This is a genomic window from Xanthobacter flavus (assembly GCF_017875275.1).
GTDB lineage: Bacteria > Pseudomonadota > Alphaproteobacteria > Rhizobiales > Xanthobacteraceae > Xanthobacter > Xanthobacter flavus_A.
This window is the reverse complement of the sequence record NZ_JAGGML010000001.1, coordinates 3,125,871-3,139,086: the sequence shown is the minus strand read 5'-3', so window position 1 is coordinate 3,139,086 and position 13,216 is coordinate 3,125,871. Positions and strand designations below refer to the sequence as shown.

The following is a 13,216-nucleotide window of genomic DNA, read 5'->3' as shown; positions in this document are numbered from 1 at the left end:
GCTCCCGCCCTTCTCCCGAAACCGTCCGGACTCCAGAACCGCGCCCTGATGAACACGCTCCCCCTCGCCAAGCTCGACCAATTGGTCGCCCGGCACGCCGAGATCGAGGCCGCCCTCTCCCACGGGGCGGAGGGGGAGGAGTTTGTCCGTCTCGGCCGCGAGTTTTCCGATCTCTCCCCGGTGGTCGAGCAGGTGCTGGCCCTGCGCGGCGCGACGCGTGACCTTGAGGGTGCGCAGGAGCTGCTGGCCGATTCGGCCGGAGACCCGGACATGCGTGCCCTGGCCGAGGCGGAAGTGGAGCGGCTGGACACCCGCATCGCCGAGCTGACGACCGCCGTGCGCCTCGCGCTCCTGCCCAAGGACGCCATGGACGAGCGCGGCGTCATCCTGGAGGTCCGCGCCGGCACGGGCGGCGACGAGGCAGCTCTTTTCGCCGGCGACCTCTACCGCATGTATGCGCGTTATGCCGCCGACAAGGGCTGGAGCGTGGAGGTGCTGTCCGAAAGCGAGGGCACCATGGGCGGCTACAAGGAGATCGTCGCCGCCGTCCACGGCAAGGGCGCCTATGCCCGGCTGAAATTCGAGAGCGGGGTCCACCGGGTGCAGCGCGTGCCCACCACCGAGGCCGGCGGGCGCATCCATACCTCGGCGGCCACCGTTGCCGTGCTGCCAGAGGCGGAGGATGTGGACGTGGACATCAACGAGGCGGACCTGCGCATCGACGTGTACCGCGCCCAGGGGGCCGGCGGACAGCATGTGAACAAAACGGAATCGGCGGTGCGCATCACCCATATTCCCACCAACACGGTGGTGGCGGTGCAGGACGAGCGCTCCCAGCACCGCAACAAGGCCCGGGCTATGGCGCTTCTGCGCTCCCGCCTGCTGGACGAGGAACGCCAGCGCAAGGAGGCGGGCCGCGCCGCCGACCGCAAGGGGCAGGTCGGTTCCGGCGACCGCTCCGAGCGCATCCGCACCTACAACTTTCCGCAGGGTCGGGTGACGGACCATCGCATCAACCTTACCCTCTACAAGCTGGAGGAGGTGATCGCGGGCACCGCGCTGGACGACATCATCGAGCCGCTGCTCACCGAGCATCAGGCGGCCCTGCTGGCCGCCGCCGAGGAGGCGTGAGCGGTGGACGGTCCCGGCGATAAACCCGAGGCCGAGCCGACCATCGCCCAGTTGCGCCGGCAGATGACCGCGCGCCTCGCCGCCGGAGGCGTTGAGACACCGGAGCTGGATGCCCGGCTGCTGCTGGCCCACGCTCTCGGCTTCGCGCCGGGGGATTTTCTTTCGCGCGGCGAAACGTCCGTACCATCGACGCTGCACTCTGCCGCCGACACTCTCCTTGCCCGACGGCTGGCCGGCGAGCCAGTCGCCCGTATCCTCGGGCACAAGGAATTCTGGAGCCTCACCTTCCAGCTCTCACCGGAGACGCTGGTGCCGCGCCCGGATACGGAGACCGTGGTGGAGGCGGTGCTCTCGCTCACTCCCGACCGCGCGGCGCCATTGCGCATCCTCGATCTGGGCACGGGCACGGGCGCCATTCTCGCTGCCATCCTCACCGAGCGGCCGGCCGCGACCGGCATCGCCGTGGATTATTCGGAAAGCGCCGCCCGCACCGCACGGCTGAATTTCGAGGCGAACGGCCTGTCCGGGCGCGTGGCAGTCCTTGTCGCGGACTGGGGAGCGTCGGTCACCGGCGGGTTCGACCTCGTGGTTTCCAACCCCCCCTATATCGCCGAGGGCGAGATGGCGGGACTTGCCGTCGATGTTCGCCTGCATGATCCCCGGCGTGCGCTGGTCGCCGGTGCCGACGGGCTCACCGCCTATCGCGCCATCGCAGCCGACCTTCCGCGCCTGCTGAAGCCCGGTGGCGTGGCTGTTCTCGAACTCGGCGCGGGGCAGGAACCGGCTGTCGCGGACCTTGTTCAACAGGCAGGATTGAACGTGCTCGGACCCGCGCGAGCGGACCTCGCGGGCATCCCGCGCGCCCTGTGTGCCCGGTGGCGGGGAGCCACCCAAGACCCGGCGGACGAAAAAAGGCTTGGAACCTCCGAGGGAAATCGCTAGTGTCAGTCGCAGGAATCGAACCGGAGCATTGGTCCAGAGGGCTGATGCGGGCTTCCGAAATCTCAAACGGATGTTTCGGTCGCTGGGGATGCGAGAGCGTCGAGCGCGCGATGGTGCTGCTCATGCAAGCATCCTGCGGTTGGATCGGTTCACGGTGTTGAACACGCGCAACCTTCGGAATGGCCGTGGCTTCTCATGCGATGGCGTCTTTGCCGCTGAGGCGGATGGCGATGAGGTCTCGAACGACGGGATCGCGGGTTGCGGCATTTCGTGCGGCGGCACCCGTGCTGGGGGCACGGAACGGGGCTCGATGATCGGACTGATCCGGACTTCTTGACGATTTTCGCTTTGATCCAGCGCGGATGCCGGCGCAGGCGGCTTCCGCGGAACTGACGGTGTTGTCCTGCGCACAGAGCAGCGTGCCGCGGCGTTTTTCTCCAGACGGAGGGGCCTCCGCAGGTTCGTTTCATGAGGCGCGCGCCGCCGGAGCGGGAAGCCCGGCGGGATATGCGGATTGTACCGGCGCGATGCGGCCGGGCGCAGACGGCGGCGTGAACGCCGGGCGAGTAGAGATTGATCCATATGAGAAATGGTCAGCAGAAGCGCATGCGCGGCCGCAACAACAACCGGCGCAGCTCAAACCCTTTGACGCGGGTGTATGAGTCGAACGGCCCGGATGTGAAGGTGCGCGGAACGGCCCACCACATTGCGGAGAAGTACCAGCAGCTCGCCCGTGACGCCCAGGCCTCCGGCGACCATGTGGCTGCCGAGAACTATTTCCAGCATGCGGAACACTATCTTCGCCTCATCGCCTCGTTGCAGGGCCAGTTCGCCCCGGCGAACGGCTTCGGCCGCGATGACGAGGGCGACGATGATGAGATGGACGACATGTCCTCTCTCGACGCGCCCCAGCCCTATGGCGGCCGCAACGAGCAGCCTTATGTCCGCGAAGAGCAGCCCTATCAGGGACGCGGCCAGCGGGACGATCGCGGCCAGCGGGACGATCGCGGCAACCGCGACGACCGTGGCCAGCGGGATGACCGTGGCCAGCGGGACGACCGTGGCCAGCGGGACGACCGTGGCCAGCGCGACAACCGGCAGGGCAACTTCCGCCGCAATCGGGATGACGACGAGGGCTATCAGCCCCGCGAGGCGCGCGACAATCGGGAGCCGCGAGAGAACCGCGAGCCGCGCGACAACCGCGACCCACGCGACCAGCGCGAGCCCCGTGAACAGCGCGAACAGCGCGAGCCAAGGGAACAGCGCGAGCCGCGCGAGTTCCGCCGCCGCAACCGCGACGACAACGGCGATGGTTTCGTGCCCCGCGCGGCGCGTGCGCCCCGCAGCGACGACACCGACCAGCCGCGTCTGCACCGCGCGCCGCGCAGCGAGGAGATCGAGCAGCCCCGTCCGCCGCGCGCGCCCCGCGCCGAGGAGCAGGATCTCGGTCTACCGTCCTTCATCACCGGCGCTCCGGCCGTGACCAAGGAGCGCCCTGAGCCCAAGGTCGAAACGAAGGCCGAAATGAAGGCCGAGGCGAAGAGCGAGCCGAAGGCCGAGCCCCGTGAGCCCAAGGCCGAACCGAAGGCTGAGGCCAAGGCAGAACCGAAGGCCGAACCCAAGATCGCTGCCGATGCGCCGCGCGAGGAAAGCGCGGAAGCCGCCGAGGCGGCGGACGCCCCGCGTCCCCGCCGTCGTCGCTTCCGCACCCGGGCCGGCGAAGGCACCGAGGCCGCCGCTGAGGCGCCCGCGCCCGAGCAGCCGGTGCTGTTCAACGAATAGGACAGGCCCTGCCACCCCTGAACAAAAAACCCCGCCGGTCGCCCGGCGGGGTTTTTCTTTGCCTGCGTGACGTGGCGCCGGCTCAGCTTTCCTTGAAACCGTACTCGGGGATGCCCTGTTCGTTGCCGTAATATTTGTAGGGCAGGAACTTGCCGGACATGGTGATCTGCACGCGGTCGCCCTTGGGGTTGGGCTCGCGCACCATCTCCATGTTGAAGTCGATGGCGGACATGATGCCGTCGCCGAACTCCTCCTCTATCAGCGCCTTCCACGCCGGGCCGTTCACCATCACCAGCTCGTAGAAGCGGTAGATCAGCGGATCGGTGGGGGGCATGGGCGTGCCGGCGCCGCGCATGGGCACCTCGTTGAGCATCCGCTCCTCCACCTCGGAGAGGCCGAACAGCTCGGCGGCCTTCTTCGCCAGCGGCTTCACCAGCTTCATCTGGCCCAGCAGCGCGCCGACCACGAGCACGGGCGACATGCCGCCGATCTCGTCGCAGATGTATTTCCAGGTCCAGCCCTTCTCGCGCTTGATGTCGAGGATCTTCTCGGTCAGTTGCTCGCGCTTCATCTTCTTATGGTCTCCGCTTGGGATCGGTCGAAAGAGAGTCAGTCCCGCGCCTTGGCGATCGCGGGGAAGGGAACGGTGTTGGCCGGCGCGAGCGCGGGCTCCGGCTGGCGGCCGAGACGCACCCGGGGCGGGTGGCGGCGGTCGTAGCCCGCAGGCATCTCCGCCTTGAACGTGCGGCTGCGGGAGACGAGGAAGTCGACGAGGTGATTGCGCACCGCGTAGTAGTCCTCTTCCCGGTGGATGGTGTCGCGGGCGCGCTCCATGGGCAGCGGGTTCTCCACCACCTCGGCAATCATGGCGTCCGGACCGTTGGTCATGAGCACGATCTTGTCGGCGAGGTAGATGGCCTCGTCCACGTCGTGGGTGATCATGACCACGGTCTGCCCCGTGGACTTGCAGATGCGCCGCACCTCGTCCTGAAGCGTGCCGCGGGTGAGGGCATCCAGCGCCGAGAAGGGCTCGTCCATGAGCAGGATCTTCGGCTCGATGGACAGCGCGCGGGCGATGCCCACCCGCTGGCGCATGCCGCCGGAGAGTTCCGCCGGCCGCTTCAGCTCGTTGCCCCTGAGGCCGACGAGATCGATGAAGCGGCGCGCGCGCTCCTCCACCTCGGCCCGCCCCGCCTTGCGCCAGCGGGAGGAAACCGCATAGCCCACATTGCCGATGACGCTCTTCCACGGGAGCAGCGCATGGCCCTGGAAGATCACGGCGCGGTCGAGGCTCGGGCCGGAAATGGCCTGGCCGTCCACCACCACCACGCCGTCGGACGGCTCCTCGAGCCCGGCGAGGATATTGAGCACGCTCGTCTTGCCGCAGCCGGAATGGCCGATGATGCAGACGAACTCGCCCCGCGGCACCGGTAGCCAGAGATCCTCGAAAATGGTTGTGGACCCGCCGCCCGCCGCCGGATAGCGCCGGGCGATGCCCTCGATGGAGATGAATTTGGGATCGATCTCGGTCTTGGCGTTCTCGGTCTTGGCGTTCTCCATGCCCCTCACTCCGGAAAGGTCACGCGCTTCTGGAAGCGCGCGAGAATGAGGTCGAGCACCATGCCGACGACGCCGATGAGCAGGATCCCGACGATCACATTGGCGATGGAGAGGTTGTTCCACTCGTTCCAGACGAAGTAGCCGATGCCGGTGCCGCCCACGAGCATCTCCGCCGCCACGATGACCAGCCAGGCGATGCCGATGGAGATGCGCATACCGGTGAGAATGGTGGGCGCCGCCGCCGGCAGGATCACCGTGAAGGCGCGCCGCCATGGGCCCACCTCCAGCGTGCGCGCCACGTTCAGCCACTCCTTGCGCACCGCCCCCACCCCGAAGGCGGTGTTGATGAGCATGGGCCAGACCGAGCAGATGAAGATGACGAAGATGGCCGAGAGGGAGGAATCCTTGATGGTGTAGAGGGCGAGCGGCATCCAGGCGAGGGGCGAGATGGGCTTGAGCACCTGGATGAAGGGATCGAGCGCCCGGTAGGCGAGCGGCGACATGCCGATAAGGAAGCCGATGGGCACCGCCACCAGCACCGCCAAAGCATAGCCGATGAACACCCGGCCGATGGAATAGAGGAGCTGGAGGCCCAGCCCCTTGTCGTTGGGGCCGTTATCGTAGAACGGACGCTTCAGATTATCCCAGAGCTTGCCGGCGACATCGAGCGGGCCCGGCATGGCGGACTGGGAGCCCGCGGTGGTGATGCCCATCAGCTTGGCATATTCCGGATCGAGCGCCGGCCCCGTGCTTGCGCCTGGGGTGACGGCGATCTGCCAGAGGGCGCAGAAGGCGAGGAACAGCAGCACCGAGAGGAGGCCCGCGCGCGCGCCGAGGCTCTTCATGGTTCAGCTCCGCTTGATGGCGAAGGAGGCGACGTACTCGGCCGGCTTGCCCGGATCGAACACCTTGCCCATGACCGAGAACGACTTGGAGGTGGTGGCCGGCGGCGTGAGGCCCATCTCCTTCATCACCTTGGCGGCGTCGGTGGCGAGGAAGACTTCGTTGGCCACCTTGGTGTAATCGACGTCGCCCTTGATCTGGCCCCAGCGCTTCATCTGGGTCAGCATCCACACGGCGAAGGAATCCCACGGGAAGGGATCGAAATCGACGCGCTTGGGGTCATCCTTGATGTTGCCGAGGCCGTCGGCGTACTTGCCCACCAGCACCTGCTCCAGCACGATCGGCGGCGCGTTGAGATAGGCAGCCGGCGCGATGGCCTCGGCGATCGCCTTGCGGTTTTCCGCCTTCGAGGCATAGCCGGTGGCATCCACGATCGCGCGCAGCAGCGCCGCGTAAGTATTCGGCATGGTGGAGATGAATTCCCTGCTGGCCGCGAAGGAACAGCACGGGTGCCCGTCCCACATGGTCTTGGACAGGGAATGGATGAAGCCCACGCCGTCGAACACCGCGCGCTGGGCCACGTTGTCCGGGGCGAGGAAGCCGTCGATGTTCTCGGCGCGCAGGTTGGCCACCATCTCCGGCGGGGGCACCACGCGAAGCTGGACATCGGTGTCCGGATCGATCCCGTTCTCGGCGAGGAGATAGCGCAGCAGGTAGTTATGCATGGAGAAGTCGTAGGGAATGGCGAGCTTCATCCCCTTCCACGACTTCACGTCCATCTTGTCCTTGTGCTTGATTCCGAGCGTGAAGGACTGGCCGTTGATGTTCTCGATGGCCGCCGCGACGAACGGGATCGGGTTCGAGCCCAGCCCCTGCGAGATGGCGAGCGGCATGGGCGCCAGCATGTGCGCGGCGTCGTATTCCTTGTTGATGGTCTTGTCGCGCACCACCGCCCAGCCGGCTGTCTTCACCACCTCCACGTTCAGGCCGTGCTTCTTATAGAAGCCCATGGGGTGGGCCATGATGATGGGCGTGGCGCAGGTGATGGGGATGAAGCCCACCTTCAGGTCGGTCTTCTCCGGCTTGCCGGTCTGGGCGAAAGCCTCGGTGGCCATGTCCAGCGGGAAGAAGGTGGCGAGGGCGGCTGCGGCGGTGGAGGTGCCCACCGCCTTCAGGAAGGCGCGGCGCTTCAGGTCGTTGGGAAACAGCGCCCGCATCAGGCCGGAGGCGACCACCTCCTTGTAGCGTTCCTCGTCGGAGAGCTTCGCAGCCCGTTCCGCCGCCGCGTGCTCCTCGGCGCTCGCGTGCCGCCCGCACAGGCAGCGGCGCAGCGTGGACTTCAGCGAGAACGGGTTGGAAAACATCGACATCAGGGCTCTCCATGAGGGCTTGCGATGGACCGGGCGAACGTGACGCTGGGATAGGGCAATGCCCGTGCCACGCTCACCCGGGAACGGGCACGGGTGGTGGGGTGGCGAGCGTCTTGCGCGCCAGCATGTGGCTTTTCGGATCGTTGACGGAGGCAACCGCGACGAGGCGTTCCCCCGCGAAATACCTGACGCAGAAGCGCGCGGCGGCGATGTCGCCCTCGCATTCGGTGCGGTCGTGGCCGTCGAGAAGGCCGGCGATCTGCAGCTTCACATCATACTGATCGGACCAGAACCAGGGGATAGGATCGTATGCAACAGCCCCACCGATGATCGCTTTAGCGGCAGCCTTGGCCTGATCGATCGCATTCTGCACGGATTCGAGGCGAACCCGCCGGCCGTAGAGCTTGCTCGGGAAGTTGGCCACATCTCCGGCGGCGTAGATGCCGGGCACGCTGGTGCGGGTCACCTCGTCTACCCGGATGCCGTTCTCCATGGCGAGGCCCGCATCCCCCGCGATTTCGGCGTTGGGCACCGCGCCCACGGCGGAGAGCACGAGATCCGCCGGGAGCACGCGGCCGTCTGCGAGTTCCACCCCCGTCACCCCATCCGTGCCCAGAATGCGGGCGACGCCCGTACCGGTGAGGATGGCGACGCCATGGCCCTCGTGCAGGTCGCGGGCAAAATCGGAGATCGTTGCGCAGGCGACGCGGGCGAGAAGCCGCGGAGCGCCTTCCACCACGGTGACATCGAGCCCGAGCGTCTTCGCCTTGGCGGCCGTCTCCAGCCCGATATAGCCGCCGCCGATGATGACCAGCCGCGCGCCCGGCTGCGCCGCCGCGCGGAAGTGCTTCACATCGTCGATGCTGCGGATGGAGAAGACGCCGGGCAGGTCGGCGCCCGGCACAGGCAGCGCGCGGGCACGGGTGCCGGTGGCGATGAGCAGCGCGCCGTAGGTGAGCCGGCTGCCATCGGAAAGCTCAACCTCCCTGCCCGCAGGAAAGATGCGGGCGGCGCGGGTGGAGAGGCGAATCTCGGCACCGGCCTCCGCATAGAAGGCGGGCGCCTTCAGCTCGAGCCGGTCCTCGGCCATCTCGCCGCCGAGATAGGCCTTGGAGAGCGGTGGGCGCTGGTAGGGCAGATAGGGCTCGTCGCCGATGACGATGATGGGCTTCCCATAGCCCTCCGCCTTGAGCGAGGTGACGGCCTGCGCCGCCGCCTGCCCGGCCCCGATGATGACGAGCGGGGCGGTCACGACAGATGCTCCCGTGCCACCGGCTCCTGCGCGACACCCAGCGCGGCGGCGACGAACAGCAGCCGGTCCTGGCCGAAAAACATCTGGCCATCGACGAGATAGGTGGGCGAGCCGAACACGCCCGCCTCAATGGCGGCGGCGGTGTTGCGCGCGATCTTGTCGGCCGCCTCCACGCTGTCGGAAAGGTCCGCCAGTTTCTCGCCGTCCAGCCCCACCTCATTGGCGAGGCGGACGAGGTTGTCCCTCTCGGAAATCTGGATGTCGCGCGCCCACACGGCGGAGAGGCACGCGCCGATGAGATCGGCGGGGTCGATGCCCTCAATCTGCGCGGCCGCGATGAGACGGCAGGCGGGCAGCGTATCGGTGGGCCAGAATTTCGGCTCGGTGTTGATCGGGATGTCGCGCACCTTGGCCCAGCGCACGATGTCCTCTTTGCGATAGGCATTGCGCTGGGGCGACTGCTTCGCCGGGGCGGTGGAGCCGCCTTCGGCGAAAACCTTCAGGATATCGACGGGACGCCAGAGAATGTCGGCGCCCGCCGCGCGCGCGATCTGGCGCAGGCGGCCGTGTCCCAGATAGGCATAGCCGGACTGGGGGCTGAAATAGCAGATGATCTCGGGCACGGCGGGGCTCCTTTGGCTCGGTTCAGCCGAGGGCCGCGGCCGGGTGCCCCTCCTCGATGGGCAGCGACGGATCGCGCGACCACTCGTTCCAGGAGCCAAAATACATCTTCACGTCCTTCACCCCCGCCTCTTTCAGCGCGAGGAAGGTGTTGGAGGCCCGCGCCCCTTTGAAGCAGTAGAGATAGACGGGGGTCTCGGGCGAAATGCCCACGGTGGCGCACTCGGCGAGGATCTCGGCGGACGACTTGAAGCGCGGCCCCTCGGCGGTCGGCTTCATCATGCGGTACCATTCGATCCACTTGGCGCCGGGGATGCGGCCCTTGCGGGGGCAGAAGTCCTTGCCGTAGGGCGAGGAGCTTTCGCCGATCCACTCGTCCACGTCACGCACGTCGAGCTTGGCGACGGCCGGATCCTCAACCGCCTTCAGCATGGCAGCGGCATCGATGATGAGTTCGCCGGCGGCCCGGTCCACGGGGAACGTGGCGGCCTTGGGCTCGGGCATGTCGGTGGAAACGGGAAGGTCCGCGGCCGTCCAGGCGGCGAACCCGCCATGCAGCACCTTCACCTTGGGATAGCCGAGGAAGGTCAGCAGGAAATAGCCACGGCAGGACTGGCCGAAGCCGGAATTCATCGACTGTTCGTAGATGACCGCCGTCTCCTTGCCGGAGAGGCCGGCCTTGCCGAAGGCGTCGGCGAATTTATCCCTAAGCTCGGCGTAGCCCTCGGGTGTCGAGGTGGCGAGGAAGGTGAAGATCTCGTGCAGGTTCACCGCGCCGGGAATGTGCCCGGCGGCATAGCTGGCCGGGTCGCGGGTGTCGATGACGACCGTGGGCTCGGACAGGATGAGGGTGGACAGATCGGACGGCGAAATCAGGATTGTGCTCATGGTGATCCCCTCTGGTGGGTCGGATCTTGCGGGTCGCAAGGACACGTCTTCGGAAGGCAACGGGGGCTTTTGCCCCTCATGTTTTGAAACGGCGGCCGGTGTCAGGCCGGCATCTGGTCCAGCATCAGCTTCAGTTGCTTGGTGGCCGGCGTGACGATGGCGACGAAATAGGCCTCGCGCAGGCGCCGCTGGCAGCGCGAGGCGCGCACATAGCCGCGGGCGCCGCAGTGGAGCATGGCGTAGTGCGCCGCCTCGACGCTCTTCTCGCCGGCCAGCAGGCGGGCGGAGACGACACGGCGCCAATAGTCCGGGCCCGGATCGAACGGCGTCTCGGCGAGGGTGTTCACCTCCGCCTCCATGGACGCCAGCGTCTCGGCCATCTGGTCCGGCTGGACGTCGAGATAGCGGTTGACGTGGCCGAGCGGCTCCTCCACCTCGCGCATCATGGCGATGCAATCGCGGATGAGGCCGATGGCCATGCCGGCCTGGAGCAGGATGAAGCCGGCCCGCATCTTCTTCACGAACGACATGGCGTCGTGCGCCAGCACCATGTCGTCGGGAATGAACAGGTCGCGCACCTGCACGGCGTAGGTGCCGGTGCCGTCCATGCCGAGGAACGGCTCGCAGGGCTTCAGCGTCACCGCCGGCTCGGCACAGTCGATGATGGCCATCACCGGCGCGGCGCCGTCCACGGCGAAGATGCAGCCGAAGAAATGGTCGGGGCCGAGGTTGGACACCCAGGGCAGGATGCCCCTTACCTTGTAGCCGCCCTCCACCCGCGTGCCCTTCAGCTTCAGCGTCTCGATGCCGAAGAAGGACTTCATGGGATTGGACAGTGCGGTTCCGCCGAGTACGTGACCCGTGGCGACGGCGGCGAGGTACTTGGCGCGCGGCGCCTCGTTCTCGGAATTGATGAGGTACCAGACGAGCGTGTTCTGGCACCAGGCCATGAAGCCGGTGGCGGCGCAGACCTCGGACACGCGCGACATGCCTTCGATGGCATTGCCGAGCTGATGCCCCTGAGAGAGATGCAGCCGGAACGCCCCCGCATCGGCGAAGCGATGCAGCAGCGTCGCCGGATAGGTGCCCTCGTCGATGGCCCGCGCCCAAGCGGAAAGGTCGGTCCGCGCGATCTTGCCAATCTCGCCCAGCGCCACGCCGGCATCGAGATCGGCCGCAGTGAGGTCATGCGGCGACAAGGCGGTGACGGCGGTGTGCAGCACAGACAGCGACATGGCGATCCTCGATGGGGAGAGGGCGGGAGCCTGCCCGGACCGTCGCCGGGCAGGGATGCGGCCGAAGACGGCCGGATTGGTCGGCGTCGGCGGGTCAGCCCAGCGCCACCTCGAGGTTCACCGGCCGGACGAAGGTGTTGGCCACCGGCGACCACTTGGTGACGTGGGAGATGAGCGCCTCGACCTCCTCCTTCGGCACGCCGTCGCATTCCATGTCGACTTTCACGCGCACGTCGGTGAAGCCGACCGGCTTCTCGCTGACGTCGCCCGTGCCCCACACGGCGGTGATGTTGAGATCACCTTCGAGCTGGAGTTCGAGCTTCCGCACGGTCCAGCCGCGATGCACCGCATTGGCGTGGAGGCCGACCGCGAGGCAGGAGCCGAGCGCCGCGAGGGAGGCCTCGGAGGGGTTCGGCGCGGTGTCGTCGCCGAGCAAGCCCGGGGGCTCATCGACGATGTAGGGCTCGAGGTTGCGGATGTAATTGGCGTGGCGGAAGCGACCCTCGGCGACGGTCTTGCACTTCAGGGTCTTGATGACCTTGGGGTCCGCCTTGCCGGCCGCGATCAGCTTGGCGAGGCCCTCCTTGTCGATGGGCGCAAGGCAGCCCGTGGTCGCTTCTGGCGCGAGGCAGCCGGTCAGTGCGGTCTGGGGCGCAGTCATCAGGATCTCCTTGGGTCGTGTAGACAGACCGGTCTGTCTTATGCACGCCCTATGCCAAATCCGCCGAAGCTGACGACTGACTGCAAGAGAAGTGCATTTCCTCATGAGAAATAAGGAGCTGCGGGAAAAGTTGACGCCGCTTGTTCGGCACGGTTCGTGCCTGTAGAAAACAGACAGGTCTGTCCGAGTGCACGCGAAAGCGGCACATTGGTGAGAAGCGATGCAGCACACGAAGGCAAGCCGCCCCAGGGCCAATCCCCACGCCGCCCCGGACGTCGGGGAGGCGGAGCCGAAGGCGCGCGAGCGCATCCTCCAGGCTGCGACGCGGCTGTTCTGCCAGCACGGCATCAATGCCGTGGGCGTGGACGCCGTAGTGGCCGAGGCGGCAACGGCCAAGGCGACCCTCTACAAGTCGTTCGGCTCCAAGGAGCGGCTGGTGGAAGCGGTGCTGGAGCGCGAGGGCGCGGCATGGCGCGACTGGTTTCTCGGCGAGCTGCTGAAAGGAGAGGCAACCGCGCAGATGCGTCTGCGCCGCATCTTCCCTGTGCTGCGGGAATGGTTCGGCGACGCCCGCTTCTTTGGCTGCCCCTTCATCAATGCGGTGGCCGAGCACGACAAGGCCGACGACCGCATGCGCCAGATTGCCCTCGCCCACAAGAAGGTGGTGCTGGAGACCATCACACGCCTTGCCGCCGAGGCCGGCGCGCGCGACCCCAACGGCGCCGCACACCAATTGGGCGTGCTGATCGACGGTGCCATCGTCGCCGCCATGATCACCAAGGACGCCAACGTCGCCCTTCTGGCGGGCCAGACGGCCGACCTCCTGCTGTCCGGCATGGCGGCGGAGGCCGCCTGAGGCGGCCGGAAAGGAGCGCCGCCGCCTCCCCTGCGAAATGCGCAGCCTCCCGCGCTTGACGCTCCGCCCCATCGC

General features: G+C 67.3%; 13 protein-coding genes. 4 read left to right on the top strand and 9 right to left on the bottom strand.

Annotated features, from left to right (window positions below; translation table 11 throughout):
• Positions 1–48 precede the first annotated feature (48 nt).
• The 3 genes from prfA (at position 49) to J2126_RS15000 (ending at position 3,855) form a co-directional block, all read left to right on the top strand.
• Entirely contained in the window at positions 49–1,131 is a 1,083-nt protein-coding gene (gene prfA, locus J2126_RS15010) for a peptide chain release factor 1 (RefSeq protein WP_209487716.1), read from the top strand.
• Between the two features lie 3 nt (positions 1,132–1,134).
• The gene (gene prmC, locus J2126_RS15005; RefSeq protein ID WP_348634310.1) at positions 1,135–2,073 is read left to right on the top strand and encodes a peptide chain release factor N(5)-glutamine methyltransferase; all 939 of its coding nucleotides are present in this window, start codon (positions 1,135–1,137) and stop codon (positions 2,071–2,073) included.
• A gap of 606 nt (positions 2,074–2,679) precedes the next feature.
• Positions 2,680–3,855 (top strand): DUF4167 domain-containing protein, encoded by a 1,176-nt coding sequence (locus J2126_RS15000; protein WP_245327349.1) that lies wholly within the window; start codon positions 2,680–2,682, stop codon positions 3,853–3,855.
• Positions 3,856–3,937: 82 nt separating this feature from the next.
• Here the strand turns inward: J2126_RS15000 and cynS are convergent, their stop codons facing one another.
• The 9 genes from cynS to J2126_RS14955 all read right to left on the bottom strand — a co-directional run bounded on the left by cynS (position 3,938) and on the right by J2126_RS14955 (position 12,285).
• Complete coding sequence (gene cynS, locus J2126_RS14995) at positions 3,938–4,426, bottom strand: cyanase (RefSeq protein WP_209487714.1); 489 nt, start codon at positions 4,424–4,426, stop codon at positions 3,938–3,940.
• Positions 4,427–4,464: 38 nt separating this feature from the next.
• Entirely contained in the window at positions 4,465–5,415 is a 951-nt protein-coding gene (locus J2126_RS14990) for an ABC transporter ATP-binding protein (RefSeq protein WP_209487713.1), read from the bottom strand.
• 5 nt (positions 5,416–5,420) lie between these two features.
• Complete coding sequence (gene ntrB, locus J2126_RS14985) at positions 5,421–6,260, bottom strand: nitrate ABC transporter permease (protein ID WP_209487712.1); 840 nt, start codon at positions 6,258–6,260, stop codon at positions 5,421–5,423.
• Positions 6,261–6,263: 3 nt separating this feature from the next.
• Positions 6,264–7,628, bottom strand: a complete 1,365-nt coding sequence (locus tag J2126_RS14980) for a CmpA/NrtA family ABC transporter substrate-binding protein (RefSeq protein WP_209487711.1) — start codon at positions 7,626–7,628, stop codon at positions 6,264–6,266.
• A 73-nt stretch (positions 7,629–7,701) separates the two neighbouring features.
• Positions 7,702–8,880: an NAD(P)/FAD-dependent oxidoreductase gene (locus J2126_RS14975; protein ID WP_209487710.1), complete on the bottom strand. Its 1,179-nt coding sequence runs from the start codon at positions 8,878–8,880 to the stop codon at positions 7,702–7,704.
• Positions 8,877–9,503, bottom strand: a complete 627-nt coding sequence (locus J2126_RS14970; RefSeq protein WP_209487709.1) for a 2-hydroxychromene-2-carboxylate isomerase — start codon at positions 9,501–9,503, stop codon at positions 8,877–8,879. The genes J2126_RS14975 and J2126_RS14970 overlap by 4 nt, the downstream gene beginning before the upstream one ends.
• A 22-nt stretch (positions 9,504–9,525) precedes the next feature.
• Positions 9,526–10,389: a sulfurtransferase gene (locus tag J2126_RS14965; RefSeq protein ID WP_209487708.1), complete on the bottom strand. Its 864-nt coding sequence runs from the start codon at positions 10,387–10,389 to the stop codon at positions 9,526–9,528.
• A 101-nt stretch (positions 10,390–10,490) separates the two neighbouring features.
• Complete coding sequence (locus tag J2126_RS14960; RefSeq protein ID WP_209487707.1) at positions 10,491–11,624, bottom strand: acyl-CoA dehydrogenase family protein; 1,134 nt, start codon at positions 11,622–11,624, stop codon at positions 10,491–10,493.
• A gap of 94 nt (positions 11,625–11,718) precedes the next feature.
• Entirely contained in the window at positions 11,719–12,285 is a 567-nt protein-coding gene (locus J2126_RS14955) for an OsmC family protein (RefSeq protein ID WP_051678987.1), read from the bottom strand.
• Between the two features lie 220 nt (positions 12,286–12,505).
• Between J2126_RS14955 and J2126_RS14950 the strand changes: the two genes are divergently transcribed.
• A complete protein-coding gene (locus J2126_RS14950; protein ID WP_209487706.1) occupies positions 12,506–13,141 on the top strand; it encodes a TetR/AcrR family transcriptional regulator in 636 nt (211 codons plus the stop codon).
• The last annotated feature ends 75 nt before the right edge of the window (positions 13,142–13,216 follow it).